The sequence below is a fragment of the Stenotrophomonas sp. pho genome (assembly GCF_006228405.1).
Lineage (GTDB): Bacteria > Pseudomonadota > Gammaproteobacteria > Xanthomonadales > Xanthomonadaceae > Stenotrophomonas > Stenotrophomonas sepilia.
This window is the reverse complement of sequence record NZ_CP029759.1, coordinates 3,050,905-3,077,028: the sequence shown is the minus strand read 5'-3', so window position 1 is coordinate 3,077,028 and position 26,124 is coordinate 3,050,905. Positions and strand designations below refer to the sequence as shown.

Here is a 26,124-nt window from a genome sequence, read left to right as displayed (position 1 = left end):
CTCATTGCACCGCGCCGGTCAGGCGCAGCAGCCCGAGCACGGCGAAGCCGGCCGCGGCGCTGCCACCCAGAACCAGCCAGGCGCGCAGTGCGCTGCGGAAGCTGAACGCCCACAGGGCGGCCAGCATCCATAACGGGATGAAGGCGATCAGGGTCGGCACCAGTGCGCGCTGCCACGGGCCGGGCGGCAGCCAGGCCAGCAGGCCGGTAGCGGCGGCCGCAAGCAGGAAGCCAGCGATGATGCCGGCGAAGGCGCGCGGCCACATCAGGGTGACTCCGTGCCCGGGCGATGCCAGGCGGCCAGCGCCGGCAACAGCATCGCAGCGAGCATCCAGGTGCACAGCATCGCCACCAGGCCGGCAGCGAAGCCGAGTTCGGCCATCCACAACCACAGGGCAGCAGCGGCGGCGACCAGGCCGATCTGGCGGCCGAGACGACCGGCACGGCGCAGGCGGGGCCAACGGCAGTGCGGCGAGGCGGCATAGAAGGCCAGTGCCGAAAACATCGCTGCCAGCATGCCCAGGCTGCAGAAGCCCAGGGTGGAAAGGCCGACGGTGATCATTGCGGGCGGGCGCCGCGGCAGTGGGCCGGCGAACGCGGGGCACGGGCGGGGCCGGCGGGAGCCGGTCGGAGCGGGTGGCGCATCACGAGGTCCTGGGGGAAGCGGGCAGGCTGGCACGGGGCGGGCTGCGCGGACATGGTAATCATTGCGTTTTCACGCCGCCAGCGCCGGCCATTCAGCGGACCGCACGGCAGCCCTTGGGCTTTCCGGTGCGCTGGTTTAAGATCGTCGCAGACTCCTGACTGGAACAAGGTGGCCCGCGCCCAGCGCCGGCCGAGCGTGCGACATGAGCACTACCACCGCCCACTGTTGACCTGCCCCCGAAGGCCCTGTGTTCCAGGCGCCCTCGCGGCGCTTTTTTATTGCCCGGGCCGCGGCCCGGGAACGCTTTCCAGCCCGCCCCGCGGGCCCCGCACGAAGCCACTGCGATGATCAACATTACCCTTCCCGACGGCAGCCGCCGCGAGTTCGAAAATCCCGTCAGCGTCATGGACGTCGCCCAGTCGATCGGTGCCGGCCTGGCCAAGGCCACCATCGCCGGTTCCGTCGATGGCGTGCTGGTCGATGCCAGCGACGTCATCGACCACGATGCCAGCCTGCGCATCATCACCGCCAAGGACGAGGAGGGCGTGGAGATCATCCGCCACTCCTGCGCCCACCTGGTCGGCCACGCCGTCAAGCAGCTGTACCCGGACGTGAAGATGGTGATCGGCCCGGTGATTGCCGAGGGCTTCTACTACGACATCTATTCCGAGCGCCCGTTCACGCCGGACGACATGGCCGCGATCGAGAAGCGCATGGGTGAACTGATCGCCCAGGACTACGACGTCATCAAGAAGATGACGCCGCGCGCCGAGGTGATCGAGATCTTCAAGGCCCGTGGCGAGGACTACAAGCTGCGCCTGATCGAAGACATGTCCGACGACATCCAGGCGATGGGCATGTACTACCACCAGGAATACGTGGACATGTGCCGGGGCCCGCACGTGCCGAACACGCGCTTCCTGAAGGCCTTCAAGCTGACCCGCATCTCCGGCGCCTACTGGCGCGGCGACGCGCAGAACGAGCAGCTGCAGCGCATCTACGGCACCGCCTGGGCTGACAAGAAGCAGCTGGAGGCGTACATCAAGCGCATCGAGGAAGCCGAGATGCGCGACCACCGCCGCATCGGCAAGCAGCAGGACCTGTTCCACCTGCAGGAAGAAGCCCCGGGCCTGGTGTTCTGGCACCCGAAGGGCTGGGCACTGTGGCAGGTGGTCGAGCAGTACATGCGCAAGGTCTACCGCAGCAGCGGCTACGGCGAAGTGCGCTGCCCGCAGATCCTGGACGTGAGCCTGTGGAAGAAGTCCGGCCACTGGGACAACTACCAGGACAACATGTTCTTCACCGAATCGGAGAAGCGCACGTACGCGGTCAAGCCGATGAACTGCCCGGGCCACATCCAGGTGTTCAACCAGGGCCTGCACAGCTACCGCGACCTGCCGATCCGCTACGGTGAGTTCGGTTCCTGCCACCGCAACGAGCCGTCCGGCGCGCTGCACGGCATCCTGCGCGTGCGTGGTTTCACCCAGGACGACGGCCACGTGTTCTGCACGGAAAACCAGATCGAGTCGGAAGTGACGGCCTTCCACCAGCAGGCGCTGGCGGTTTACCGGCACTTCGGCTTCGACGAGATCCAGATCAAGATCGCGCTGCGTCCGGAGTCGCGCCTGGGTGACGACGCCACCTGGGACAAGGCCGAAGGCGCGCTGCGCTCGGCGCTGACCGCCTGTGGCGTGGAATGGCAGGAGCTGCCGGGCGAGGGTGCCTTCTACGGCCCGAAGATCGAGTACCACCTGAAGGACGCGATCGGCCGTACCTGGCAGCTGGGCACCATGCAGGTCGACTTCATGATGCCGGGCCGCCTGGGCGCCGAGTACGTGGACGAGAACAGCCAGAAGAAGCACCCGGTCATGCTGCACCGCGCCATCGTCGGCTCGATGGAGCGCTTCCTGGGCATCCTGATCGAGCACCATGCCGGCCAGTTCCCGGCCTGGCTGGCACCGACCCAGGTGGTGGTGGCCAACATCACCGACGCCCAGGCCGACTACGTCTCGGGCGTGACCAAAACCCTTGCGGAGCAAGGCTTCCGCGTCAGCTCGGATTTGCGTAACGAGAAGATCGGCTATAAAATCCGCGAGCATACGTTGCAGCGCGTGCCCTACCTGCTGGTCATCGGTGACCGCGAGAAGGAGAATGGGGCTGTGGCGGTGCGTACGCGTTCTGGCGAAGACCTGGGCAGCATGAGCCTGCAGGCCTTCATCGAGCGGCTCCAGGCCGAGGGCGCGTAAGCAAAGGTCCGGTCCGGGCGCACAGGCACCCGGACCGGTTCGATACCCTTGGGAGAACGTAATATCAGCACCCCTGACAACAAACAGAACCGCAAGAATCAGGAAATCCGTGTGCCGCGCGTCCGCGTGATCGGCAGTGACGGAGAAATGATCGGCGTGTTGTCGCGCGACGAAGCGCTGTCCATGGCCGAAGATGAAGGCCTGGACCTGGTCGAGATCCAGCCGCAGGCCGATCCGCCGGTCTGCAAGATCATGGACTTCGGCAAGTTCAAGTTCGAAGCGCAGAAGAAGGCCAGCGAGGCCAAGAAGAAGACCAAGCAGGTCGAGATCAAGGAAGTGAAGTTCCGTCCGGTCACGGACGAGGGCGACTACCAGATCAAGCTGCGCAAGATGCGCGGGTTCCTTGAAGAAGGCGACAAGATCAAGGTCAACATCCGCTTCCGTGGCCGTGAAATGAGCCACCAGGAACTGGGTCGTGAAATGGCCAACCGGATCGAGGCCGATCTGGGCGAGGACATCGTCATTGAATCCCGTCCGCGCCTGGAAGGGCGCCAGATGGTCATGATGATCGCGCCGAAGAAGAAGACCTGAGGCCGGACGGGCCGCCTTCCGGGGCGCCTGGCTGAATGGTTCAGGATAAAGGGACGCCGCTGGCGTCCCTTTGCTTTTGCAGGATGCCGGTGAAGTGCCGGCGAAAGGGCTGCAGGGGCTGGTGGCAGGGCGGTTTTGCCTGTATCATGCCCGGCTCGACCCACCCAGGACGGGTCGTACGCCGATCATGGCAGGACGGAAAGAGCGGCCCAGGCCGCCGCCAGATCAGTCAGAAACCAGGGTCATATCCCATCAAGGACATTGCAATGCCCAAGATCAAGACCAACCGGGCAGCGGCCAAGCGTTTCCGCAAGACCGCCTCGGGCAAGTACAAGTGCGGCCACGCCAACCGTAGCCACATCCTCACGAAGAAAGCGACCAAGCGTAAGCGTAATCTGCGTCAGACGGGCCATGTCCGTGCAGAAGACGCAGGCCGTCTGGACCGCATGCTCCCTTACCTCTGAGGAACTGAAAAATGGCACGAGTTAAGCGTGGCGTACAGGCGCGTCGCCGCCACAAGAAGATTCTGGATCTCGCCAAGGGCTATTACAACGCCCGTCGCAAGGTCTTCCGCGTCGCCAAGCAGGCGGTCATCAAGGCACAGCAGTACGCCTACATCGGCCGTAAGCAGAAGAAGCGCAACTTCCGTTCGCTGTGGATCACCCGTATCAATGCGGCTGCCCGCATCAACGGCCTGAGCTACAGCCGCTTCATGAACGGCCTGCTGAAGGCTGGCATCACCCTGGATCGCAAGGTCCTGGCTGACATCGCCGTGCACGACGCAGCCGGTTTTGCTGCGCTGGCCGAAAAGGCCAAGGGCGCGCTGGCGGCATAAGTCCTTCCCGATGCCGTAACCGTTCACTCGGAACGGTGTCAGGTCAAGGCAATGCATGGGGAAGGGCGCAAGTCCTTCCCCATTCTTTTTTGGGTTCCGGCGAGGCCATGGCGGCAGCGCGGGGACGGCGGTGGCGACAGGGGTCGGCCCTTCGCGCATCGCGATGGCAGATCGACTGGAGTTCCGGCCCCCCATGAGCGACATCCAATCCCTCACCACCCAGGCGCTGGCCGATGTGGCCGCCGCACAGAGTCCCGACGTGCTGGAACAGCTGCGCGTGGCCCTGCTTGGCAAGAGTGGCAGCATCACCTCGCAGCTCAAGCAGCTCGGCGCCCTGCCGGCGGACGAGCGCAAGGCCGCTGGTGAAGCGATCAACCAGGCCCGCGACGCGCTGACCCGCGCGCTGGGCGAGCGCAAGGCGCTGCTGGAGGACGCGGCGCTGGATGCGCGCCTGGCCGCCGAAGCCATCGACATCACCCTGCCGGGCCGCAACGGCGACCGTGCCGGCCTGCACCCGATCACCCGCACCCTGGAGCGCATCACCGGCATCTTCGGCCGGCTGGGCTACGAGCTGTCGGAAGGGCCGGAGATCGAGGACGACTGGCACAATTTCGAGGCGCTGAACTTCCCGCCGCACCATCCGGCGCGCGCCATGCACGACACCTTCTACTTCGGCGACGGCCGCCTGCTGCGCACGCACACCTCCGGCGTGCAGGTGCGCTACATGGGCGACCACGCGCCGCCACTGCGCATGATCGCCGCCGGCAAGGTGTACCGCAGCGACAGCGACCAGACCCATTCGCCGATGTTCCACCAGGTGGAAGGCCTGCTGGTGGACGAGCATTCGACCTTCGCCGACCTGAAGGGCACGCTGGCCGAGTTCGTGCGCGCGTTCTTCGAGCGCGACTTCGAGATGCGCTTCCGCCCCAGCTATTTCCCGTTCGTGGAGCCGGGCGCGGAAGTGGACATTGCCTGGCAGCAGCCCGACGGCAGCACCCGCTGGCTGGAAGTGCTGGGCTGCGGCATGGTCCATCCGAACGTGCTGCGCAACGTCGGCATCGATCCGGAGCGCTACACCGGCTTCGCGTTCGGCATGGGCGTGGAGCGTTTCGCGATGCTTCGTTACGGCGTCAACGATCTGCGCGCGTTCTTCGAGAACGACGTGCGATTCCTGAAACAGTTCGCGTAAGCCGCAACCATGTAGAGCCGAGCCATGCTCGGCTGCTCCTAAATTCGCAGGCCCAGGCGCATGCGCCGGGCCCACCAGGGTGACACCATGAAATTCTCCGAAAACTGGCTGCGCAGCCATGTCCCGACCGGCGCCTCGCGCGATGAACTGAGTGCAGTGCTGACCGCCATCGGCCTGGAAGTGGAAGAAGTGACCGCGCTGGGCGAAGGCCTCGATCACGTGGTCGTGGCGCGCATCGTCGAGGCCGTGCGCCATCCCGAAGCTGATCGCCTGCAGGTGTGCAGGGTCGATGCCGGGCAGGGCGAACTGCTGCAGATCGTCTGCGGCGCACCGAACGCGCGCCCGGGCCTGGTCGCGCCGCTGGCCATGGTGGGTGCGCAGATCGGCGAGCTGAAGATCAAGCCGGCCAAGCTGCGCGGCGTCGAGTCCAACGGCATGCTGTGCTCGGCCAAGGAGCTGGGCCTGGACAACGATGCCTCCGGCCTGCTGGAGCTGCCCGATGACGCGCCGGTCGGCCACGCCCTGGTCGACTACCTGGGCCTGCCGGACGCCAGCATCGAGATCAAGCTGACCCCGAACCGCGCCGACTGCTTCAGCCTGCGCGGCATCGCCTATGACGTCGCCGCCGCCACCCGCAGCGAAGTGCTGGACTTCGCTGCCGAGGCCATTCCGGCAGTCGGCAGCCGTGAGCTGAGCATCCAGCTCGACGCCGGCGCCGAAGCGCCGCGTTACCTGGGCCGTGTCATCGAGGGCGTCAACGCCGCCGCCAAGACTCCGTTGTGGATGGCCGAGCGCCTGCGCCGCAGTGGCGTGCGTCCGGTCTCGCTGCTGGTCGACATCACCCAGTATGTGATGCTGGAGCTGGGCCAGCCGATGCATGCCTACGACCTCGGCACCCTGCAGGGCAGCATTGCCGTGCGCCGTTCGCGCGCGGGCGAGACGCTGAAGCTGCTGGACGGCCGCGATGCCGCGCTGGACGACAGCTTCCTGGTGGTCACCGACGCCGATCGTGCGATCGGCCTGGCTGGCCTGATGGGCGGCTTCGACACCCGTGTCACCGACGCAACCACCGCCGTGTTCCTGGAAGCCGCGCACTTCGCGCCGGCTGCGATCATGGGCCGTGGCCGCAAGCTGGGCCTGCACACCGATGCCGGCCACCGCTTCGAGCGCGGCGTCGATCCGGCGCTGCCGCGCATCGCGATCGAGTACGCCACTCGCCTGGTGCTGGACCTGGCGGGCGGCACCCCGGCGCCGGTTACCGAGGCCGTGCGTGAAGCCGATCTGCCGCAGCCGGCAACCATCGTGCTGCGCCGCGCCCGCATCACCCGCGTGCTCGGCATCACCATCGACGATGCGGAAGTCGAGCGCATCCTGCGCGCGCTGGGCATGGACGTGGTTGCTGCTGCCGACGGCTGGCAGGTGGTCGCGCCGAGCCGCCGCTTCGACATCGCCATTGAAGAAGACCTGATCGAAGAGCTGGCCCGCATCCACGGTTACGAGCAGATCCCGACCACGCTGCCGGGCGGTGCCGCCCGCGTGGCGATGCCGAGCGAGACCCAGCTGGACGCGCTGAGCGTGCGCCGCCAGCTGATCGCCCGTGACCAGCAGGAAACCGTCAATTTCGCCTTCGTCGACGATGCGCTGCTGGCCCAGTGGCAGCTGCGCGACGGCCTGGTGCCACTGGCCAATCCACTGTCGGCCGAACTGGCGGTAATGCGTCCGTCGCTGCTGCCGGGCCTGGTCGCCACACTGGGCCGCAACGCCGCCCGCCAGCTCGGCCGCGTGCGCCTGTTCGAGCTCGGCCGCGTGTTCGCCCAGCAGGCCGGAGATGGCCAGCCGGCACCGCTGGAAACGCCGCGCGTGGCGGCAGCTGTCTGCGGTGACGCGCAGGCGGTGCAGTGGGGCCTGCCGACTCGCAAGGTCGACTTCCATGACCTGAAGGGCGACCTGGAATCGCTGGCGGCTGCCAGTGGTGCGGTACTGGAGTTCCGCCCGTCGGCCCGTGCCTACGGCCACCCGGCGCGGTCGGCCGAGGTGTACCGCGATGGCGTGGTGATCGGCTGGATCGGCCAGATCCACCCGCGTCTGGCCAAGGCGATGGATATCGAGGCCGATGTCTACGCCTTCGAGCTGGATCTGGAACCGCTGACCGCCCGTCGCCTGCCACGTGCCGGCGAGCTGTCGCGCTTCCCGGCGGTGCGTCGCGACCTGGCGTTCCTGGTGCCTGAACAGGTGGCCTGGGCCGATCTGGCGGCGACCGTGCGCCAGGCCGCCGGCCCGCTGCTGCGCGACCTGAACCTGTTCGACCGTTACGTCGGCCAGGGCGTCGAGCCGGGATTCAAGAGTCTCGCTATGGGCTTGATTTTGCAGGACAAGTCGCGCACTCTGACGGACCGCGACGTGGATGCGGTGGTGGCCGAGGCGGTCACTGCCATCGAGCGTGAACACCACGCCCGGATCCGCGGCTGAGCGGGCGGCACTCGGGGTAGCAGGCAATGGCATTGACCAAGGCGGAGATGGCGGAAAAGCTGTTCGACGAAGTCGGTCTGAACAAGCGGGAAGCCAAGGAATTCGTCGACGCGTTTTTCGATGTGCTGCGTGAAGCATTGGAACAGGGACGTCAGGTGAAGCTGTCGGGCTTCGGTAATTTCGATCTGCGGCGCAAGAACCAGCGCCCGGGTCGCAACCCGAAGACCGGCGAGGAAATTCCGATTTCCGCCCGTACGGTGGTCACCTTCCGTCCGGGCCAGAAGCTCAAGGAGAGGGTGGAAGCTTATGCTGGATCCGGGCAGTAATCGCGAACTACCGCCGATCCCGGCCAAGCGCTACTTCACCATCGGTGAGGTCAGCGAGCTGTGCGACGTCAAGCCGCACGTCCTGCGCTACTGGGAAACCGAGTTTCCCAGCCTTGAGCCGGCCAAGCGCCGAGGCAACCGCCGCTACTACCAGCGCCATGACGTGCTGATGGTGCGGCAGATCCGCAGCCTGCTGTACGAACAGGGCTACACCATCGGTGGTGCACGCCTGCGCCTGGATGGTCCCGATGCCCGCGAGGAATCGGCGCTGAGCAACCAGATCATCAAGCAGGTGCGCATGGAGCTGGAAGAAGTGCTGCAGTTGCTGCGCCGCTGATCCAATTTCCATCGTAATCCGCTATACTTCACGGCCCGCCGCACTGGCGGGCACATCGCAGCATCAGTCGGGGCGTAGCGCAGCCTGGTAGCGCATCTGCCTGGGGGCAGAGGGTCGTCGGTTCGAATCCGGCCGTCCCGACCAAAAGCAGCGATAGAACAAGGGCTTGCGCCATGCGGTGCAGGCCCTTTTTCGTTGTGCACCCTATTACCACCCTATCGCCACCCTATCGAGGTAGCGCGATACCCGTGGTGACCGGCTGCCACGGCGCTTCATGGCCACCCAGGTAATGCTCAGTCATCGACGCGTTGCCGTGTCCCATCAGCGCTTGAATCTGTTCCGTGGTCCAGCCCGCATCGCGCAGCAGCGCACCGCCCAGGCTGCGGATCTCATGGAATGTTGGCGGTGCTTCGCCACCCACGCCGGCAGCATCGCGTGCCTTTGCGAACGCACGCGACAGCTGCTCGGGCAGCACCTGCGTGTGGTGCGCTCGGTCCTTCGCGCGCTTGTCGCTGGGCCTGGCCTTTTCCGGCAGGCGGTGGATCACGAACGGCGAAACCACGTCATCGCGGCACCTGGCCAGCAGGTCGAGCAGCGGCCCGGCCACGGCGATCTGTAGTCGAACGTTCGTCGAGCCCTCGGTTTTCGACGGCACTACCCACAGGTGGCCGTCGCGCACGTCGGCAAACTTCACCGTCACCAGCCGTATCCTTCCGGCCATGCGTTCTTCCCACGGCTTCCGCACCGCCCCAATCCCCTCTGGCTGGGTCCAGACCGGCGAGCGCTGGGCGCTTTGGTACAACGGCCGGGAGACGGCCAGCGTCACGCCCGACGGCGGTTCCGGGGTCCGGCTATGGATGGAAGGCCAGAAGATGTGGCAGGTGAAGGAAGTGCGCGCGGCCAACGTCCGGCAGGCGAAGCGGTACGCCGAGCGCTGGTGCGCGGCCAGGCTGTATCCCGATCTTCCCCTGCGCCAGGCGGTCGCCCGGCTGACCGACAGCACTCCGATCCAGCCCGAGCCGCCGCTGCTAGGCCTGCCGCCGACGCGCGAGCAGCAGCAACAGGCCCGGCGCCTGGCCGAGGCCGGGCGGTTGGAACTGGCGCGGATCAAGGAAGCGCTGGAACCGCGCCGACCGCCGAAGGAGACCAAGCCCAGGGCGAGGGATCCGATGAAGGCATGGGTCAAGGCAGGTAGAGAGCAGCTGTCCCGCGCTCGAATCTGATCCCCCGTTCAGGGGAGGCGGTCGACTCAAAATGCTTGCCACACTTGCCCTTTCACCAGAGAGAGCAATGATGAACGCTACCAATCGAAAGACCGCCAGCTTCGGAGTGCCGTGGGAATCGGCCTACGGGTACGTACAGGCCGTCCGCGTCAACAACACGATCTTCGTGTCCGGCCAGCTCTCGCACACGCCGCAGGGCGAGCTGGTTGCGCCGGCGGAGCTGGGGCCGACGGCAAGCCCGCCAACTTCGATACCATGGAAGCCCAGATGAGGCGCACCTACGAGAACGCGCAGGTGCTGCTGGCAGAGCTGGGTGGGTCGATCGCGGACGTGGTCGAGGAAACGCTGTTCGTCATCGACGTTCCGGCCGCTTTCGCGGCCAGTAGCAAAGTCCGGCCGGCCGTGTATGGCCAGCCGGTGCCGCAGGTGGCCAGCAACCTGATCGGGGTCTCGGCGTTGGCCTTCCCCGAGCAGCTGATTGAGATTGCCTTCCGGGCGGAAGTCCAGGGTTAAGGCACTATGTGGGCGGGGCTTGCTCCGCCCGTTCCTTGCGGTGAGTAGGCCACCGATGGTTTTTACGAGCGCCTCGGCCCGGACAAAGCCAGGACGATCTCCGGCGTGCCGTACGCTACTTCTCCGCAGCGGGCTTGGCGCGGGGCTTCAATCTGAAGCTCACGCCCATCCGGTTGATCGCGTTCATGGCCGCAATGGTGAGCGTGAGGTCGACCAGGTCTTTCTCGCCGAATACTGCGGCTACTTTTTCGTACGCCTCATCAGATGCATGGGTTTCGCTCACGAGCGTCACTTCCTCTGCCCATGCCAGTGCGGCGCGCTCTTGTTCGGAGAATAGATAGGCGGCCTCGTGCCAAACAGGTAGGAGAGCGATTGTGTCGAACGGCATGCCTTCCTTAAGCAGATCACGGGTATGAATGTCGATGCAGTGGGCGCAGCCGTTTAGCTGCGACACACGCAAAAACACCAGATGCACCAGTTTCGGCGGCAGAGATGTGTTCGCGGTCACAAAGTGATGCAGTTGCCCCACGGCTTTGGCGCCCTCGGGAGAGACTACGAACCAGTTCGCTCGATTCATTTTAATGGGTCCTTTTCGGGTATCTGTGGGGCCGGAACCGCCCCACCCGAAGCAAGGACGCCGACGGGCAGCAGTTCGTGACACCTGCCTAGGCTCGTCGCGATCCGCTGCATGTACGCTCGCCGAGGAAGGGGATGCTGGCCGTGGGGCGCTAGATACGGGGCGCGGCGGGGAGCACCCGGAGAAGATCCTCGATTGGCGGGACAGGGAAGGGGATTGGCTGATGGGGGATCGCATCGCCGCCGTTCGGATGGCGTCGGGTAGAGCCGCCATATGCACCCTATCGGCTCGTAAGTGATTGATCGGATTGGGGCGCAATTTGCACTTTTGGGATGCCCTGCGAAGGCCTGAAACCCTTACAGATCAACGGGATGGGCCTATCTGGAACGATGCCTGGGGGGCAGAGGGTCGTCGGTTCGAATCCGGCCGTCCCGACCACTGTGATGAATCAAGAAGCCCGCGCAGCGATGCGTGGGCTTTTTTGTGCGTGCGGTGTATGCTGCGCGCCACTCGTACTACCGCGGCTGCTGAACCCGGTACTCACGAGAACACATCATGGAATCTGCAAGAAACCGTGCCTGGCGTCGCAGCCAGGCCCGCAATCGTGGTGGCGACCGCGCCACGACCGCCTACCGCTACAAGCCCGAGAAGAGCTGGAAGCTGTTGTATACGCGCGATGCCAAGCTCGCGCGTGCACGCCAGCTGGGCTTCACCTATCCGGTCCTCAGCGCCCGGCAACTGCAGGAACAGGAATGATCAACCTGCTGTTCGTCTGCAGCCGCAACCAGCTGCGGAGCCCGACCGCCGAAGCCATGTGGCGACGGCGGCCCGGCTTCAACGCGCTGTCGGCCGGCACCAGCCCGCATGCACGACGCCCCATCGGCCCGGCGGATATCCGCTGGGCCGATGTCATCTTCGTGATGGAGGCCAAGCACCAGCATCGCCTGCGGGCCGCATACGCGCGCCTGCTGGAACACAAGCGCCTGCATTGCCTGGACATCCCCGACGACTATCGCTGCATGGATCCGGTGTTGATGGACCTGCTGGACGCAAAGGTGACCACGTATCTCGATCAGCTGCCGGAAAAGCGGTAGATCAGCTCCGGATCGCCTTCGTCCAATCCATGCCCGATGCCGCTGTCGATGAAACCCGAGGCGGGCATCACCTCGCGGATATGCAGCATCGTCGAGGAAGGATCGGGTGGTGCCATCGCAGGCTCCTGGACTGGATGCGCCCAGTCCATCGATCACGTCGGCCGTGTCTGCGTATCCGCCAAAGCCAGCGTGTGGTCGGCAGTCAATACACGCGGAACTCGGCACGGCAGCCGTCGCTGACCCACACCCCGCGGCGGTCCCAGCCCCAGTTGCGGTCCTCGACGCACGGCGTCACCGACTTCTGCTTGACCAGGCGCACTTCATGGCGCACCCGGATGCGGCATTCCTTGTCCTTCTGCTCGTAGGACTCGCAGACCAGGCGCTCGCCGTCGTCATCCCGATCACGATCCCGGCCGTGCCCCGGCCAGCGGCCGCGTCCCTGTTCGTCTGCCACGAACTCAGCACGGCAGCCTTCGGTGACCCAGAGCATGCGGCGGCTCTGGCCCCAGTTCTGGTCCTCGACGCAGCGGGTGACCGACAGCTGCCTGGCCATGCGCATGCGGCCTTCGATCGGGCACTGCTGGGTCTTGTTGAACTGCGACTCGCAACGCAGCGGCGGAATGTGATCGCTGTCGTAGTCCTGGGCGGCCACCGTGGTGGCCACCAGCAGCAGGGCCAGGGCGGAGGTGGCAATGGGCGGCAACAGGCGATGGGTCATGGAGAGCCTCGGCAGGGGAATGGGCCGCAAGAATGGACCAGCCCGAGGCCGTCGGAACGGATCGTTCCGGCGCTGGCTCAGTGGGGATTTAGTAGTGCGCACCGGCCCATGCAGGGCCTTACATCCCTTATCATCGCGGCACATCCGATCGCATCGGCTTACACCTTCTTACATGTCTCCCACGCATGCCGGCGCAGCCTGTGGCTGCCGTCACTGGCGTGCAGCCGGCTTGCGGAGGAGGATGCGCGGACCACGACGACCACAGGGGGTTGCGTTGATCAGCAGTACCGTCATTCATCGCTCGGCTGGCGCAGAGGCCGGGCAGGTGCGTGTCCTGGACACCACGTTCAAGGGCAAGCATGTGTTCATTGCGTGGGGCCTGCGCGGGCCGGAACTGACCCGCAGCGCAGACCCGCCCGCCACCGTGGCTGCGCGCAAGGCGTTGCACGCCGTGGCCGGCCACAGCGAAGGGCCGCGCAGCCCGGAGGTGTTCATCGCCAACCAGTCGGCGGTGGCGATTACCGTCTATCGGCTGCTGACCGAAGCGCGTTCGGGCGATGCCATCTTCTTCCTGTGTGATTCGCAGGCTGTGGTCGACTGGCTGATCACCGCACTGGAAGTCCAGGGCCTAGGCTGACGCTGCGCGCGGTCGGGCCAGCGCAGCGTCCACCGCCGCAAGCGCGTGCAGGGTGGTCGTGTCGAACAACGGCACCGCACTGTCCTCGGGGCGCACCAGCAGCATGATCTCGGTACAGCCGAGGATGATCGCTTCGGCGCCGCGCGCGACCAGCCGCGCAATCACGCCGGCGTACACCTGCCGCGAGTGCTCGCTGGCCACGCCGGCGATCAGCTCCTGGTAGATGATGTCGTGCACGCAGCGGCGATCATCAGCCTCCGGAACCAGTACCTGCAGCCCGAAGCGGTCCTGCAGCCGGTCGCGGTAGAACGCCTGCTCCATGGTGAAGGCGGTGCCGAGCAGTCCCACCTTGCGGATGCCTGCCTGCAGGATCGCCGTGGCGGTCGGGTCGGCGATATGCAGCAGGGGCAGCGGGCATTCGGCTTCGATCCGGCCGGCCAGCATATGCATGGTGTTGGTGCAGATCACCAGCAGCTCGGCGCCACCGGCCTGCAGTCGCCGCGCGGCATCGAGCATGTGGTTGCCCAGCACATCCCACTGACCGTCGTGCTGCAACTGCTTGATGTCGGCGAAATCCACCGACCACAGCAGCAGTTGCGCCGAATGCGCGCCACCGAGGCGATTCCGCACCGCCTCGTTGATGAGCCGGTAGTACTGCGCCGAGCTTTCCCAGCTCATGCCGCCGATCAGGCCAAGGGTCTTCATGCACTGCTCCATGCCAGGAAGCCGTCATTGCAGCACAGCGGCTGTGGCAGTTGCACTACACATTAGTAGTTGCTAATGTGTTGATCATGATCGAGAACGCCCTGTTCAAGGCGCTGGCTGACCCCACCCGCCGCCACATCTTCGAAAAGCTGGCCGATGGCGGGCGGCATGCCAGCGCGCTGCGCGAGGGCATTGCGATCAGCCAGTCTGCGATGTCCCAGCACCTGGCAGTGCTGCGCGATGCAGGGCTGGTGCGTGAGCAGCGCCAGGGGCGCTTCGTCCACTATGAAGTCGATCCGCGCGGGCTGGCCCACATCGGACGCTGGCTGCAGCGTTACCGGGCCTACTGGCCGGCGCGGATGTCCGCACTGCAGAACCTGCTGGAGGAGATGGACTGATGGACGATGTTCTGAAGGAAGCGGCTCCCGCGCTGGTGATGGAGCAGCGGTTGCCTGCGCCACCGGAACGGGTCTGGCGCGCACTGTTCGATCCGGCACTGCGTGAGCGCTGGTTGCCTGCCGCCGATCTTGCCGATCCAAAGCCCTGCCTGTTCGAGGAGGGGCGGGAGCTCGGATTCCGCTTGCGCGATGCACAGCCCCCACATCTGCACAGCCTGGTGTGTTTCCGGCTGCGCGCTGATGAGGATGGGGGAACGGTGCTGACCATCGTGCATCGGCTCACCGACCGGCGCGCGCTGATACCGCCGGCGTCCAACGATGACCATCGCACGGTGATGCGCGCGGCGTGAGCCGGCGCCTGGATCGAACGCTACAGGGAGCAGGCACATGCGGGACAGAATGCAGCTGGTACCGATGGTGGTGGAACGCAGCGAGCGCGGTGAGCGCTCCTATGACATCTACTCGCGGCTCCTGCGCGAGCGCATCATCTTTCTCAACGGCGAAGTCGATGACACCGTATCGGCGCTGGTCTGCGCGCAACTGCTGTTCCTTGAATCTGAAAATCCGGAGAAGCCGATCCATCTGTACATCAACTCGCCGGGTGGGGTGATCTCCAGCGGCCTGGCGATGTACGACACGATGCAATACATCTCGGCCCCGGTGCATACGCTGTGCATGGGCACCGCGCGGTCGATGGGTTCGTTCCTGCTGATGGCCGGCGAGCCGGGTCACCGCGCGGCGCTGGCCAATGCCAGCCTGCATGTGCACCAGCCGCTGGGCGGGGTGCAGGGCCAGGCTTCGGACATCTTCATCCACGCCGAGGAGATGCAGCGCACCAAGCAGCGCATCACCCAGCTGTATGCGCGGCATTGCGGACGCAGTTTCGAGGAGGTCGAACAGACCCTGGACCGCGATCGGTTCATGAGCGCCGAGCAGGCATGCGAATGGGGCCTGATCGACCAGGTACTGGTACGGCGCGACGCGCTCGCGGCCTGAGCCTGCCTCTGTAACCACCGCATCCATGCTGCACTGTGTGTGCCGCGCCAGGCCGGCGCACTCTATGCTGGTTGGATGTTCTGAAGTGGACGCCCGACATGGCCCTGCATACCTGGTGGTGGTTCCTGGCCACGGTCTTCGTGCTGTGCGGGACGCCTGGGCCCAACATGCTGCACATCCTTGGCCGCAGCGTCGGGCTGGGATTTCGCGGCAGCGTGCCGGCCATGGCCGGCTGCCTGCTGGCGATGCTGCTGGTGCTGGCGGCTTCCGCAGCGGGCCTGAGTGCGCTGCTGCATTCCTCGCCCATGCTGTTCGAGGTGCTGCGCTATCTCGGTGTGGCCTACCTGGCCTGGCTCGGCATCAAGGCCTGGCGCGACAGTTGCCGGCCCGCACCCGCGGTGGCCGATGCTGACGAGGTCACACTGGCGCCGGTACATGGCGCAGGAACGGTGTTCCGCGGCGGCCTGTGGGTCGGCCTGAGCAATCCCAAACTACTGCTGTTCGCCGCAGCGTTCCTGCCACAGTTCGTCGACCCGTCGCGCAGCCAGGCCGTGCAGTACAGTGTGCTGGTGGCGACCTTCGCGGCCTGCGAACTGTTCTGGTACGTGATGTATGCGGCCGGTGGTCACGGCCTGCGCCGTTGGCTCGCCAAGCCATTCGCACGGCGCTGGTTCGAGCGGCTGGTGGGAAGCGTGTTCCTGGCTTTCGCAGTGGCGTTGTTGCGCTTCCGGCCGCGTTGATTCACGCCGCACACGCGGCCCGTTCACGAGCGCCGCATCGGTGGAGGCCTAGCCTGATCGCACCGTTTGCATTCCCTGCTGGGAAAGGATCGACATGATCAAGTGGGCCATCATCTTCGCCATCATCGGCATCATCGCGGGCGTGCTGGGCTTCGGCGGCATCGCTGGCGCCGCCGTGGGCATTGCCAAGTTCCTGTTCTGGGCAGGCATCATCATCGCCGTGGTGCTGTTCCTGATCGGCATGAGCGTGGCGAAGAAGGTCAGCTGAAGAAGGTCAGCTATCGCCGTTCGCGCAGCAGCGTCTTCAGTGCGCGCTGCTGCGCGAGAACAGATTGATCACCAGTACGCCGGCGCAGATCAGGCCGATCCCGATCAATGCCGGTGCATCCAGCCGCTGCTTGAACACCACCAAGCCGATCAGCGAGATCAGCACGATGCCGACGCCGGACCAGATTGCATAGGCGATGCCGGTCGGCACCGACTTCATGGTGACCGACAGCAGGTAGAAGCACAGCCCATAGCCAACCAGCGCGCCCACTGTCGGCCACAGCCGGCTCATGCCGTCCGAGGCCTTCAGCAGCGACGTGGCGATCACTTCCAGCACGATGGCGGCGGCCAAGTAGACATAGGGGTTCATCGTGGGCTCCGGTTCACTGCGGGTCGCACCGGATCAGTCGTCGATGCGAGCGAAGCGCGCCTGCGGGCCGTGTTCGCCCGGAACCTGCTCGATGAACATCGGGTAGGGGCGTACCCACAGGCCGCCTTCGCCATAGAGTGCGCGATAGAGCACCATCGGCTCCAACGTCTCGCTGCTGCGGACGATGTCGATCACCTCGTAGTCGCCGCCCTTGAAGTGGCGATACCGGCCACGGGCGAGATCGGGCAGGGGAGTCAGCTCAGCCATGGCAGGGCGTGCTCACTTGCGCGCCGGGCTGGCGGGCTTGGCGCAGTACGCGTCGATGGCCTCGGCCGTGTTGGCCAGGCCCTGCGCCTGCGCCAGCTCCCAGGGGCGCTCGCAGCGCTGGCTGTGTTCGCACCACTGATACCCGGCAGAGCCGATACAGCCGTGCGCATCACGGTCGCCCCCACCACCGGCGTCGCTGGCGACGCCTCAGCGGCATCAGCGCGCGCGGTCGCCGTGTCCTGGCTGGCACAGCCGGCCAGAGCCAGCAGGGCCGGGATCAGAAGAAGCACCTTCATGTGCGAGCTCCGCGCCTAAAGCGACATTTTCTGTCGCAAATAGCTCGACAGCAAGCGCTCAATGCACGGCGGCGCGGATCAACTCTTCGATCAGGATCAGATAGCTGGCCACGAAATAGAACTTCAGCAACGTCCAGCGTTGCTGTGAGAAGAAGGTGCGCATGTGGAAGGGGCCCCTGTTGATGACGGTAGTGTGAAGCCAGCCTGACTCCGTGACAAGGATCACGGAATGAACGGGCTAAACGGACTCAGGGATGTGAGGAAAGCCAAGATCCGACGCGAAGGCGCGGCATTTTCGTACAAATCTGATAGGCCATCCCGGAGGCGGTCGCTAGCCTGATGGTGTAACGGCAAGCGGCCCGCTGCCTGCCACTGCACCCTTTCATCCGCAGGAGCCTCCCGATGGTCATCACCGTCCAATGCAATGCCCAGCGCTGGTCCGTACTGCATCCGCAGATGAGCGACACCACCGGTTACGCCCGGGGCGCCGACGCCTTTGATGCCGCCGCCGCGCTGGCCCTGGAGCATCACCGCCGCACCGGCCAGCGCAGCACGGTGCGGGTCGAGGCGCTTGGCAACACGGTAGACGCGCTTTACGTTGGAGAGTGACGCCAGCCCCCGTAGTGCAGTCAGCCACGGTTGAGTTGTTTGAATGGAGGAACAACTGCCATCGCGCCTCCCTCTGTGCGCCGGGCCGTGAATCCCGGATGCTTGCGCCATCGTATTCATCTGGAGATCTCGATGGGCAAGGCACTCACCTGGCGCACCCTGGCCTGCACCCTGTTGCCGATGCTGGCGGCCGCCGGCGGCGCCCAGGCGCAGAGCTATGGCTACGGCTACGACGACGACCGCTATGGCGGCCGCGATGGCAGTGGCATCGTGCGCTGCGAGTCGGTCAAGAACCGCAGCAACGAGTGCCGCCTGGATGGCCGCGCGCGGCTGATCCGCCAGTTGTCCGGTTCGCCCTGTGTGGAAGGTGAGACCTGGGGCCAGTCGCGCAACGGCGTCTGGGTCACACAGGGGTGCCGTGCCGAATTCGTCGGTGAGTACCGCCGCGGCGGCGGCTGGGGCGGCAATGGCGGCGGCTGGGGCAACGGCAATGGATGGGGTGGCGGCGATGTGGTTACCTGCCATTCCAATGGCCACCGGCAGGAGTACTGCGATGCCCGCATCCGCCGGGGCGTGCGCCTGATCCGCCAGGACTCGCGCAGTGCCTGCATCGAAGGCCAGAGCTGGGGCTGGGATCGCCGCGGCATCTGGGTGAGCGATGGCTGCAGGGCGCAGTTTCAGGTGAACTGAGCTTTACGGATTCAACCCATGAAAATCAGAATAATCTGATACAGCTCACATTTTGAACGCCGTATCGTCTGTGATCAGGGCGCCTTGCGTGCCCTGATTCCCGATGTCGATTGCCGTAGCCGGCATCAGCATCGCGCCGCCGTCGATACGCTGCCTCAAGGAGTGAGCTGCATGTTGATCCGCCTGCAATGCGAACAGCGCCAGTGGCGCGTGCTGCACCCGGATAGGCCGGAGCCAATCGAGTTCCGTGATGGCGCACGAGCCTATGACTTTGCCGAGACCCTGGCCCGCCTGCACTTCGTCGACACCGGGCAGCGCGCCGCCGTGCGCGTGGAGGCCAGCGGGGCGTTCGTGGAAGCGGTCAGTTACGGTTGAGCGTGGGGCGCCTGCCGGGGCGGGCCTGCGGGGTCCGGCCATCCACGCATGGCGTGGAACCACCTGCTTCCACCGTGGAAGGTGCGAGCCTTCGGCTGCACCTTCCCGTGATGCGTGGATTCCTGATCGGCCTCAGCCCGCTGCGCTCAGCGGTGGGCTGCCTGCGGCCAGCTGTGGCCAACGCTTGAGCACGGCGGCGCGGATGCCGGCCGCATCGATACCGGCTTCGGCCAGCAGGTCCTCGCGGCTGGCGTGGTGCTGGTAGCTGTCGGGCAGGCCCAGGTGCAGGATCGGACGCAGCACGCCTTCGGCATTGAGCAGTTCACCGACACCGGAACCGGCACCGCCGGCCACGACGTTGTCTTCGATCGTGACCAGGCCCTCGTGCTGCGCGGCCATGGTCAGCACCAGCTCGCGATCCAGTGGCTTGATGAAGCGCATGTTGACCACGCTCAGGCCCAGTTCGCGGCCGACCTGCTCGGCGGCGGGCACGGTGCTGCCGAAGGCAAGCAGGGCGATGCGGTTGCCCTGCAGGCGCAACTCGCCCTTGCCGATCGGCAGGGTCGACAGGTCGGTGCCGGCCGCAACGCCGGTACCCGTACCGCGCGGGTAGCGCACGGCCGCCGGACCCGGGTGCTGCAGGCCGGTGCTGAGCATCTGCCGGCACTCGGCTTCATTGGAGGGTGCCATCACCACCATGTTCGGCACGCAGCGCAGGAAGCTGAGGTCGAGGTTGCCGGCGTGGGTCGCGCCGTCCGGACCGACCACGCCAGCGCGGTCGATCGCAAACAGCACGTCCAGATCCTGGATCGCCACGTCGTGCACCAGCTGGTCGTACGCACGCTGCAGGAAGGTGGAGTAGATCGCCACCACCGGCTTGCCACCCTGGGTGGCCATGCCGGCGGCGAGGGTGACCGCGTGCTGCTCGGCGATCGCCACGTCGAAATAGCGCTGCGGGTATTCCTTGCTGAAGCGCACCAGGCCAGAGCCTTCGCGCATCGCCGGAGTGATGCCGTAGAGGCGCGGCTCGGCGGCGGCGGCATCGCACAGCCAGTCGCTGAATACATCGGTATAGGTCGGCTTCTTGGCCCCGGCCTTGGCCACCAGGCCCTTGTCCGGATCGAACGGGCCCACGGCGTGGTAACCGATCTGATCGCCTTCTGCCGGCTCGTAGCCCTTGCCCTTGGTGGTCATCACATGCAGCAGCTTCGGGCCCTTGGAGGCGCGCAGCGTCTTCAGGGTGGACAACAGGGCCGGCATGTCGTGGCCGTCGATCGGGCCGGTGTAGTGGAAGCCCATTTCCTCGAACATCGTGGAGGGCACGAACATGCCCTTCCAGTGTTCTTCCCAGCGCTTCACGAAACGCGCCGGGTTGTTCTTCTTGTCACCGAGGATCTTCTTGCCACCTTCGCGCAGCGCGTTGAGCGTACGGCTGCCGGTCGCTCGGCCCAGCATCTTGGTCAGGCCGCCCACTGCCTCGGAGATCGACATGTTGTTGTCGTTGAGGATCACCAGCAGGTTCGGCTCCGGCTCCATGCCACCGGCGTGCATCAGCGCCTCAAATGCCATGCCGGCAGTCATCGCGCCGTCACCGATCACTGCCACAACCTTGCGGTCGTCGCCTTCGGACTGGCGGGCGATGGCCATGCCGAGCGCGGCCGAGATCGAGGTGGAGGAGTGGCCGACGCCGAAGGTGTCGTACTCGCTTTCCTCGCGCTTCGGGAACGGCGCGACACCGTCCTTCTGCTTGACAGTATGGATCTCGTCGCGGCGGCCGGTCAGGATCTTGTGCGGGTAGGTCTGATGGCCGACGTCCCACACCAGCTGGTCGACCGGGGTCTGGTACAGATAGTGCAGGGCCACCGTGAGCTCGATAACGCCCAGGCCGGCGGCGAAGTGACCTCCGCTCTTGCCCACCGATTCGATGAGGTAGGCGCGCAGTTCGTCGGCGACCGCCCTCAATTCGGATTCGTCGAACGTGCGCAGGTCATCCGGTGTCTGGATGCGCGCGAGGCGGGGATAGCGGGCAGAGTCGATCATCATGTTCGCACTTTTTCTGAACGCCCATTTTCGCCCTCAAACGGGGGTGGGGCAAGCAAACGCCGCCGTCCGTGACAGGACGGTGAGGGTTGCATTTTCGGGCGTTCAGGTGCTGAGTTTCGAGCGCTTGGGCAACTGCGCCTTCAGGAAGGCCATCTGGTCGGCCAGGATGTTGCGGTTGGACAGGATCAGGTGCTCGATCCAGCTGGGCCGGTAGGGCACTGCCAGCAGGGGCATGCCGGCCTGCTGCGGGGTGCGGTCGCTCTTGCGCGAATTGCAGTGGAAGCACGCGGTGACCACGTTTTCCCAGCAGTCCAGGCCACCTTTGGACAGCGGCATGACATGGTCGCGGGTAAGCGTCGGGCGGGTGAACTGCTGGCCGCAGTACATGCACAGATGGGCGTCGCGGGCGAACAGGGCCTGATTGGTCAGGTTCGGCGTGGGGTCGATCGCGCGGGAGCGGGCGTGGCCGCGGGCGGCGATGATCGGGTGCAGGTCCATGCCGCTCTGCAGGCCGCTGAAGCGGTTGGTGCCACCGTGGATGTGCAGGCAGGGATCGCCGAGCGTCCAGGCCACTGCCTCGCGGGCGTAGAGGCAGGCCGCATCCTGCCAGGTGATCCAGTCCAGTACGCGTCCGTGGGCATCAAGCGAGAGCAGCCGGACCGAACCGGGGCGATGCAGCGTCGTGGCGTTGGGCGATGCTTCGGCGCCCGGAGCAGAAAACGGAGCTCCGGCTTCGATCAGACCCAAGCGTGTAGTGTCTGTCTCCATCGGGAGAACAGCTTATACCTGAATGTTGACGATTTGTGTATCGCCGACAGGCGATACACAAATCGTCAACATTCAGGTCCGCGCATTCCTCCTAATCCCCGCGCCTGTCGGCGCGCCCCCTTAACAAAAGGGGGCTCTTCTCCAGAGGGATGGTCGGGGGTGGGCTGCCGGGCCGGGGTCGGATCCCTTTCCACAGGAAAGGGCTCTGACCCCTCATCCACGCGTGGCGTGGATCTACTGTGTTGACCAAGGTCGACACCTACCAACAGCAGCGGAAATCTGTCGAAGGCGGGGTGGGGCCGGTGGCGTGCGCCGTCCCCCGCAATTGGACCCACCTCGCCATCCCGCAGGAAGCCGGCTGTTGCGGTTGCCGGCCAGCGGCCCGCACTACCGGTGCCGGGCGGCAGCCCGGCTCAGGCGCCGAAGCGCTCGTCGTCCATCGCCATCAGCGGGGCGGCGCCGGACTGGATCGCAGCGGCGTGGCTGAGCGTGCGCGGCAGCACACGGGCGAAGTAGAACCGCGCGGTCTCGCGCTTGCCCTGGGCGAAGGCGGCGCCGTGTGCGCTGGCGTCGGCGGCGGCGACGCTGCGGGCCCACCAGTAGGCCAGCACCACGTAACCCGAATAGAACAGGTAGTCGTAGCTGGCCGCGCCCAGTTCGTCCGGATTGCCGGCCGCGCGCTGGAGCACATCCATCGTCAGCTTGCCCCATTCGGCGGCCTTGGCGCGCAGCGGGCCAATGAACTCGGCCAGCGCTTCGTTGCCCTCGTGTTCCTTGGCGAAGGCTTCGATCTCGGCCAGCATCAGCTTCAGGCCGGCGCCCTGGCTGGACGCGGTCTTGCGGCCGATCAGGTCCAGCGCCTGGATGCCGGTGGTGCCTTCATACAGCGTGGTGATTCGGGCATCGCGGGCCAGCTGTTCCATGCCGTGTTCGCGGATGTAGCCGTGGCCACCGAAGCACTGCAGGGCGTTGTAGGTGTTCTCGATGCCCCATTCGGTCTGGCAGGCCTTCGAGATCGGGGTCAGGAAGCTCACCAGGGTGTCGGCGCGCTCGCGCTCGGCCGCATCCTCGGCATGGTGGGCAACGTCGATGAGGGTGGCGGCGTGCAGCGCCAGCAGGCGGCTGCCTTCGACCAGCGACTTCACCGTCAGCAGCATGCGGCGCACATCCGGGTGGACCAGGATCGGGTCGGCCGGCTTGTCCGGGAATCTGGCACCACTCAGGGCGCGCGACTGCAGGCGCTCACGGCTGTACTTCAGCGCGTTCTGGTAGGCGCGCTCGGACAGGCCGATGCCCTGCAGGCCGACCCCCAGGCGCGCGGTGTTCATCATGGTGAACATCGCCTGCAGGCCCTTGTGCGGCTGGCCGACCAGGTAGCCCTGCGCGCCATCGAAGTTCATCACGCAGGTGACCGACCCCTTGATGCCCATCTTGTGCTCGATCGAGCCGCAGCGCAGTGCGTTGCGCTCGCCGACGTTGCCGTCGCGGTCGACCTTGAACTTCGGGGTGACGAACAGCGAGATGCCCTTGGCACCCGGGGGAGCGTCAGGCAGCTTGGCCAGCACCAGGTGCACGATGTTCCCGGTCAGGTCATGCTCGCCGGCGGTGATGAAGATCTTGGTGCCGGTGATCGAATAGCTCCCATCGGCGTTCGGCTCGGCCTTGGTCTTGAGCAGGCCGAGGTCGGTACCGCAGTGCGGTTCGGTCAGGCACATGGTGCCGGTCCAGCGGCCCTCGATCAGCGGCTTGAGGAAAGCCTCGTGCTGCCAGGCCTCGCCGTGCTGCTTCAGTGCTTCGATGGCGCCGTGGGAGAGCAGCGGGAAGTTGCCCCACGCCAGGTTGGCGGCATTGATCATTTCGTTCAGCGGCACGCCCAGAGTGTGCGGCAGGCCCTGGCCGCCCAGCTCCGGCGAGGCGGTCAGGCCGGTCCAGCCGCCATCGACGAACTGGTCGTAGGCCTGCTTGAAGCCGGGCGGGGTGGTCACTTCACCGGTGGCCTGGTCGAGCACGCAGCCGATCTCGTCGCCGACGCTGTTGAGCGGGGCCAGTACGGTGGCGCTGAAGCGGCCGGCTTCCTCCAGCACGGCATCGACCACGTCGGCGGTGGCGTCGGTGAAGCCCAGGCGGGCGAACAGGGGTTCGACCTTGAGCACGTCGTGCAGGGCGAAACGGAGGTCGGAAAGCGGGGCGGTGTAGCTGCTCATCGGTACGTCTCGATTTGATCAGGGCAGGGGAGAGCGGCGCCGGGCGCCGCCACGAAAGGCGCGTTCAGCGCAGCACGCCGGGCAGGCCGGGGGCCTGGTTGAGGGTGCTGCGGCTGCTGATGTCGAAGCTGCGCTGCTTCTTTTCCTGCGGCGTGGCCGCCACCGTTCCCTTCAGGCCATAGGCCAGGGTGCGGTTGCTGGCCAGCGCATCGGCCACCACCAGGCGCGCGGCCGAGCTGGGCACCAGGTCGACATTGATCACGTCGGCGGAGGTGCCGCCGATGGAGATGCCGGGCTTGGCGTGCAGGGTGCCGGCTTCGTTGTCGCCGACGGTCAGCGCCAGCGAGACGTCATCGAAGGTCATCGGCATCGAGCTGAAGTTCTGCAGGCGCAGGGCCACGGTCCAGTTGCCGTCGGCACGCACGGTCAGCTGCTGCAGGCTGGCCGCCGGTTCCGAAACACGCTTGACGATGCCGTTGTTGCAGGCAACAAGGGCGAGGGTGCACAGGACAATCAAGGCGATACGGAAACGGTGGAGCATGGGCGCAAGTCCTCTGGAGGGGTGCGTTTGGATAAGCATACTACGGCGTATGGTAGTTTGGATCGCCTGTGGCGACCCGTCGCAGAGGGTAGCGCGTGAAGATGGCGGCCGGGCGTGCGCGGTGCCGGACCGCGCGCGCGCGGCGCCGCGGTTGCGACGCGGTTCAATCGGTGGGCGTATCGCGAAGCGGGGCCATCAGGCGCAGCGGGCGCAGGTCGTAGCCCATGGCCTCGGCTTTTTCTTTCAGCGCTTCGAAGCGTGCGCGATCCATTTCCGGCAGGCGGGAGAGGATCCACAGGTACTTCCGGTCCGGTTCACCGACCAGTGCCCACTGATAGTCCGGGTCCAGCGCCAGCACCCAGTAGTCGGCCCAGACCAGCGGGACCCAGCTCAGCCAGTCCGGCGCGAAGCGCACCTGCAACTGGCCGGGATGGCCGGCCACCGCGCGTGCCACGCCTTCGGCGACCACGCGCTCACCGTCGCCGTTGCGGCAGGCGTTGGTGACACTGATGCGGCCATCGCTGCGCAGTCCGTAGTTGGCGGTGATCTCGCCCACGCACTGCTTCTGGAACGAGACCGGAAGATGCGCAATCTCGTGCCACTGGCCGGCGTAGCGATCGATGTCCAGGCGCTCGACCGCGCGCACAGGTTCAGTGGCGATCACCGGGAAAGCGGCCAGCAGCAGGCAGGCAAACAGGGCGGGGCGCAGAGGCATCGTCAGGCTCCAGGCAGGAGTCTGGAGCGTAGGTGCCGCCGCGCATGCCGGTGTAAATGTTTCGTCAACCGGGCGTGTGCGCGGGCGCCGCATCCGCCACTCGTGCAGTGCGCGAAGCACGGACAAAAAAAGACCTGCATCTCTGCAGGTCTCGAAAGATGGTGGCCGAAGACGGAATCGAACCGCCGACACGGGGATTTTCAATCCCCTGCTCTACCAACTGAGCTACTCGGCCAAACTGTGTGGCAATCACGATCAACTGCGATTCCCGAAAAAAAGACCCGCATTTCTGCAGGCTGTCGAACGTGGTGGCCGAGGACGGAATCGAACCGCCGACACGGGGATTTTCAATCCCCTGCTCTACCAACTGAGCTACTCGGCCACGTAGTTCATTGCAGCGAGGTCGCTGCCAAGGACGCGCATATTACGGAGGTCAGCCGGCTACGGCAAGCATTTTGGCAAAAAACCTTCACATTGCCGTCTGCGTAGACGCAAGTACTTGATCCGCCGTCGCGGGGCAGGGGGCGCTGGATGCCGATTCATCCGTGCGCGGTGGCGCGGTGATCATCGCGTGCGGCGGAATTCAGCGGGCCACGGTGATCGACAAACGCGGCGTGGCGCGGCCTGCGCGTGGACGGCACCGATACCGGACATGGAACGCTGTTTTCGTGACCCCATGGGGGAACGCTGCGGCGTAGTGTCGGCGTTCCTTTCCTGATGCTGGCAACAGCAGAGACCGT

General features: G+C 65.9%; 34 protein-coding genes, 3 tRNA genes and 2 pseudogenes. 22 read left to right on the top strand and 17 right to left on the bottom strand.

All coding sequences use genetic code 11. From position 1 onward, the window contains the following. Window position 1: 1 nt before the first annotated feature. On the bottom strand, window positions 2-265 hold the full coding sequence (locus DL544_RS14545; protein ID WP_049413666.1) for a hypothetical protein: 264 nt from the start codon (window positions 263-265) through the stop codon (window positions 2-4). Beyond that, window positions 265-561 carry a hypothetical protein gene (locus DL544_RS14540; RefSeq protein WP_005410439.1) on the bottom strand — a complete coding sequence of 99 codons (297 nt, stop codon included), beginning with the start codon at window positions 559-561 and terminating at the stop codon, window positions 265-267. Before DL544_RS14540 ends, DL544_RS14545 begins: the two co-directional genes overlap by 1 nt. 428 nt (window positions 562-989) lie before the next feature. Between DL544_RS14540 and thrS the strand changes: the two genes are divergently transcribed. From thrS to DL544_RS14495, 9 genes are all read left to right on the top strand, one after another. Further along, entirely contained in the window at window positions 990-2,891 is a 1,902-nt protein-coding gene (thrS, locus tag DL544_RS14535) for a threonine--tRNA ligase (RefSeq protein WP_005417872.1), read from the top strand. 48 nt (window positions 2,892-2,939) lie between these two features. Continuing rightward, window positions 2,940-3,482: a translation initiation factor IF-3 gene (gene infC / locus DL544_RS14530; RefSeq protein ID WP_080104334.1), complete on the top strand. Its 543-nt coding sequence runs from the start codon at window positions 2,940-2,942 to the stop codon at window positions 3,480-3,482. Window positions 3,483-3,748: 266 nt separating this feature from the next. After that, on the top strand, window positions 3,749-3,946 hold the full coding sequence (gene rpmI, locus DL544_RS14525) for a 50S ribosomal protein L35 (protein WP_005410436.1): 198 nt from the start codon (window positions 3,749-3,751) through the stop codon (window positions 3,944-3,946). Window positions 3,947-3,957: 11 nt separating this feature from the next. Continuing rightward, the gene (rplT, locus tag DL544_RS14520; RefSeq protein ID WP_005410435.1) at window positions 3,958-4,317 is read left to right on the top strand and encodes a 50S ribosomal protein L20; all 360 of its coding nucleotides are present in this window, start codon (window positions 3,958-3,960) and stop codon (window positions 4,315-4,317) included. 193 nt (window positions 4,318-4,510) lie between these two features. Further along, window positions 4,511-5,506, top strand: a complete 996-nt coding sequence (locus DL544_RS14515) for a phenylalanine--tRNA ligase subunit alpha (RefSeq protein ID WP_005417865.1) — start codon at window positions 4,511-4,513, stop codon at window positions 5,504-5,506. 87 nt (window positions 5,507-5,593) lie between these two features. Then, window positions 5,594-7,975, top strand: coding sequence for a phenylalanine--tRNA ligase subunit beta (pheT, locus tag DL544_RS14510; RefSeq protein WP_065186676.1), 2,382 nt, complete (start codon window positions 5,594-5,596; stop codon window positions 7,973-7,975). A gap of 26 nt (window positions 7,976-8,001) precedes the next feature. Next, window positions 8,002-8,301, top strand: coding sequence for an integration host factor subunit alpha (locus tag DL544_RS14505; RefSeq protein WP_005410432.1), 300 nt, complete (start codon window positions 8,002-8,004; stop codon window positions 8,299-8,301). Further along, on the top strand, window positions 8,282-8,638 hold the full coding sequence (locus DL544_RS14500; protein WP_005410431.1) for a MerR family transcriptional regulator: 357 nt from the start codon (window positions 8,282-8,284) through the stop codon (window positions 8,636-8,638). The genes DL544_RS14505 and DL544_RS14500 overlap by 20 nt, the downstream gene beginning before the upstream one ends. A gap of 68 nt (window positions 8,639-8,706) precedes the next feature. After that, a tRNA-OTHER gene (locus DL544_RS14495) sits at window positions 8,707-8,782 on the top strand. 82 nt (window positions 8,783-8,864) lie between these two features. On the opposite strand, the gene DL544_RS14490 is transcribed toward DL544_RS14495, so the two are convergent. Further along, window positions 8,865-9,338 carry a tyrosine-type recombinase/integrase gene (locus DL544_RS14490; protein ID WP_005417861.1) on the bottom strand — a complete coding sequence of 158 codons (474 nt, stop codon included), beginning with the start codon at window positions 9,336-9,338 and terminating at the stop codon, window positions 8,865-8,867. Between the two features lie 19 nt (window positions 9,339-9,357). Between DL544_RS14490 and DL544_RS14485 the strand changes: the two genes are divergently transcribed. Both DL544_RS14485 and DL544_RS22055 read left to right on the top strand, forming a co-directional pair. After that, a complete protein-coding gene (locus DL544_RS14485) occupies window positions 9,358-9,861 on the top strand; it encodes a hypothetical protein (RefSeq protein ID WP_176556929.1) in 504 nt (167 codons plus the stop codon). Between the two features lie 267 nt (window positions 9,862-10,128). Beyond that, entirely contained in the window at window positions 10,129-10,374 is a 246-nt protein-coding gene (locus DL544_RS22055; RefSeq protein WP_255312977.1) for a Rid family hydrolase, read from the top strand. A 115-nt stretch (window positions 10,375-10,489) separates the two neighbouring features. On the opposite strand, the gene DL544_RS14475 is transcribed toward DL544_RS22055, so the two are convergent. Continuing rightward, window positions 10,490-10,951, bottom strand: coding sequence for a carboxymuconolactone decarboxylase family protein (locus DL544_RS14475; protein WP_069139815.1), 462 nt, complete (start codon window positions 10,949-10,951; stop codon window positions 10,490-10,492). A 555-nt stretch (window positions 10,952-11,506) separates the two neighbouring features. On the opposite strand from DL544_RS14475, the gene DL544_RS14465 reads away from it, so the two are divergent. Both DL544_RS14465 and DL544_RS14460 read left to right on the top strand, forming a co-directional pair. After that, window positions 11,507-11,707 carry a hypothetical protein gene (locus DL544_RS14465; protein ID WP_005417854.1) on the top strand — a complete coding sequence of 67 codons (201 nt, stop codon included), beginning with the start codon at window positions 11,507-11,509 and terminating at the stop codon, window positions 11,705-11,707. Beyond that, on the top strand, window positions 11,704-12,045 hold the full coding sequence (locus DL544_RS14460) for a low molecular weight protein tyrosine phosphatase family protein (RefSeq protein WP_005417852.1): 342 nt from the start codon (window positions 11,704-11,706) through the stop codon (window positions 12,043-12,045). Before DL544_RS14465 ends, DL544_RS14460 begins: the two co-directional genes overlap by 4 nt. Here the strand turns inward: DL544_RS14460 and DL544_RS22545 are convergent. Further along, window positions 12,024-12,110, bottom strand: a pseudogene (locus DL544_RS22545) (GNAT family N-acetyltransferase); the annotation flags it as partial. The gene DL544_RS14460 and the pseudogene DL544_RS22545 sit on opposite strands and share 22 nt — an antisense overlap. A gap of 137 nt (window positions 12,111-12,247) precedes the next feature. Next, window positions 12,248-12,763 carry a DUF3011 domain-containing protein gene (locus tag DL544_RS14455; RefSeq protein WP_139727408.1) on the bottom strand — a complete coding sequence of 172 codons (516 nt, stop codon included), beginning with the start codon at window positions 12,761-12,763 and terminating at the stop codon, window positions 12,248-12,250. 241 nt (window positions 12,764-13,004) lie between these two features. Here DL544_RS14455 and DL544_RS14450 point away from each other — a divergent pair, with 241 nt between their 5' ends. Continuing rightward, window positions 13,005-13,400, top strand: coding sequence for a hypothetical protein (locus DL544_RS14450; protein WP_032954354.1), 396 nt, complete (start codon window positions 13,005-13,007; stop codon window positions 13,398-13,400). Here the strand turns inward: DL544_RS14450 and DL544_RS14445 are convergent. Beyond that, on the bottom strand, window positions 13,392-14,105 hold the full coding sequence (locus tag DL544_RS14445; protein ID WP_065186022.1) for an aspartate/glutamate racemase family protein: 714 nt from the start codon (window positions 14,103-14,105) through the stop codon (window positions 13,392-13,394). The genes DL544_RS14450 and DL544_RS14445 overlap by 9 nt on opposite strands. Before the next feature lie 86 nt (window positions 14,106-14,191). Between DL544_RS14445 and DL544_RS14440 the strand changes: the two genes are divergently transcribed. The 5 genes from DL544_RS14440 to DL544_RS14420 all read left to right on the top strand — a co-directional run bounded on the left by DL544_RS14440 (window position 14,192) and on the right by DL544_RS14420 (window position 16,507). Then, window positions 14,192-14,503, top strand: coding sequence for an ArsR/SmtB family transcription factor (locus tag DL544_RS14440; RefSeq protein WP_005417843.1), 312 nt, complete (start codon window positions 14,192-14,194; stop codon window positions 14,501-14,503). After that, window positions 14,503-14,853: an SRPBCC family protein gene (locus DL544_RS14435; RefSeq protein ID WP_065179579.1), complete on the top strand. Its 351-nt coding sequence runs from the start codon at window positions 14,503-14,505 to the stop codon at window positions 14,851-14,853. Before DL544_RS14440 ends, DL544_RS14435 begins: the two co-directional genes overlap by 1 nt. Window positions 14,854-14,890: 37 nt before the next feature. Beyond that, on the top strand, window positions 14,891-15,499 hold the full coding sequence (locus DL544_RS14430) for an ATP-dependent Clp protease proteolytic subunit (protein WP_005417839.1): 609 nt from the start codon (window positions 14,891-14,893) through the stop codon (window positions 15,497-15,499). A gap of 98 nt (window positions 15,500-15,597) precedes the next feature. Further along, a complete protein-coding gene (locus DL544_RS14425) occupies window positions 15,598-16,239 on the top strand; it encodes a LysE family translocator (protein WP_005417837.1) in 642 nt (213 codons plus the stop codon). A 94-nt stretch (window positions 16,240-16,333) separates the two neighbouring features. Then, the gene (locus DL544_RS14420; RefSeq protein ID WP_005417836.1) at window positions 16,334-16,507 is read left to right on the top strand and encodes a DUF1328 domain-containing protein; all 174 of its coding nucleotides are present in this window, start codon (window positions 16,334-16,336) and stop codon (window positions 16,505-16,507) included. A 36-nt stretch (window positions 16,508-16,543) separates the two neighbouring features. Here the strand turns inward: DL544_RS14420 and DL544_RS14415 are convergent, their stop codons facing one another. The 3 genes and pseudogenes from DL544_RS14415 to DL544_RS22050 all read right to left on the bottom strand — a co-directional run bounded on the left by DL544_RS14415 (window position 16,544) and on the right by DL544_RS22050 (window position 17,439). After that, on the bottom strand, window positions 16,544-16,876 hold the full coding sequence (locus DL544_RS14415) for an SMR family transporter (protein WP_065179577.1): 333 nt from the start codon (window positions 16,874-16,876) through the stop codon (window positions 16,544-16,546). A 33-nt stretch (window positions 16,877-16,909) separates the two neighbouring features. Beyond that, complete coding sequence (locus DL544_RS14410; RefSeq protein WP_005417832.1) at window positions 16,910-17,143, bottom strand: DUF1653 domain-containing protein; 234 nt, start codon at window positions 17,141-17,143, stop codon at window positions 16,910-16,912. A 12-nt stretch (window positions 17,144-17,155) separates the two neighbouring features. Then, a pseudogene (locus tag DL544_RS22050) lies at window positions 17,156-17,439 on the bottom strand (hypothetical protein). Window positions 17,440-17,841: 402 nt separating this feature from the next. Here DL544_RS22050 and DL544_RS14400 point away from each other — a divergent pair. From DL544_RS14400 to DL544_RS14390, 3 genes are all read left to right on the top strand, one after another. Continuing rightward, window positions 17,842-18,048: a hypothetical protein gene (locus DL544_RS14400; RefSeq protein ID WP_065196610.1), complete on the top strand. Its 207-nt coding sequence runs from the start codon at window positions 17,842-17,844 to the stop codon at window positions 18,046-18,048. Window positions 18,049-18,180: 132 nt separating this feature from the next. Then, window positions 18,181-18,738, top strand: coding sequence for a DUF3011 domain-containing protein (locus DL544_RS14395; RefSeq protein ID WP_005417825.1), 558 nt, complete (start codon window positions 18,181-18,183; stop codon window positions 18,736-18,738). A 171-nt stretch (window positions 18,739-18,909) separates the two neighbouring features. Continuing rightward, window positions 18,910-19,113, top strand: a complete 204-nt coding sequence (locus DL544_RS14390) for a hypothetical protein (protein ID WP_005417823.1) — start codon at window positions 18,910-18,912, stop codon at window positions 19,111-19,113. Between the two features lie 132 nt (window positions 19,114-19,245). On the opposite strand, the gene dxs is transcribed toward DL544_RS14390, so the two are convergent. The 7 genes from dxs to DL544_RS14355 form a co-directional block, all read right to left on the bottom strand. Beyond that, window positions 19,246-21,153: a 1-deoxy-D-xylulose-5-phosphate synthase gene (dxs, locus tag DL544_RS14385; protein ID WP_053499260.1), complete on the bottom strand. Its 1,908-nt coding sequence runs from the start codon at window positions 21,151-21,153 to the stop codon at window positions 19,246-19,248. A gap of 105 nt (window positions 21,154-21,258) precedes the next feature. Then, window positions 21,259-21,924, bottom strand: coding sequence for an HNH endonuclease (locus DL544_RS14380; RefSeq protein WP_032954353.1), 666 nt, complete (start codon window positions 21,922-21,924; stop codon window positions 21,259-21,261). Between the two features lie 413 nt (window positions 21,925-22,337). Continuing rightward, the gene (locus DL544_RS14375; protein WP_065196611.1) at window positions 22,338-24,128 is read right to left on the bottom strand and encodes an acyl-CoA dehydrogenase C-terminal domain-containing protein; all 1,791 of its coding nucleotides are present in this window, start codon (window positions 24,126-24,128) and stop codon (window positions 22,338-22,340) included. Window positions 24,129-24,192: 64 nt separating this feature from the next. Beyond that, window positions 24,193-24,669, bottom strand: a complete 477-nt coding sequence (locus DL544_RS14370; RefSeq protein WP_053501243.1) for an LEA/WHy family protein — start codon at window positions 24,667-24,669, stop codon at window positions 24,193-24,195. Between the two features lie 163 nt (window positions 24,670-24,832). Next, the gene (locus DL544_RS14365; protein ID WP_069139810.1) at window positions 24,833-25,384 is read right to left on the bottom strand and encodes a lipocalin family protein; all 552 of its coding nucleotides are present in this window, start codon (window positions 25,382-25,384) and stop codon (window positions 24,833-24,835) included. 159 nt (window positions 25,385-25,543) lie between these two features. After that, window positions 25,544-25,619, bottom strand: a tRNA-Phe gene (locus DL544_RS14360). Between the two features lie 71 nt (window positions 25,620-25,690). Continuing rightward, window positions 25,691-25,766, bottom strand: a tRNA-Phe gene (locus DL544_RS14355). Window positions 25,767-26,124: the final 358 nt, after the last annotated feature.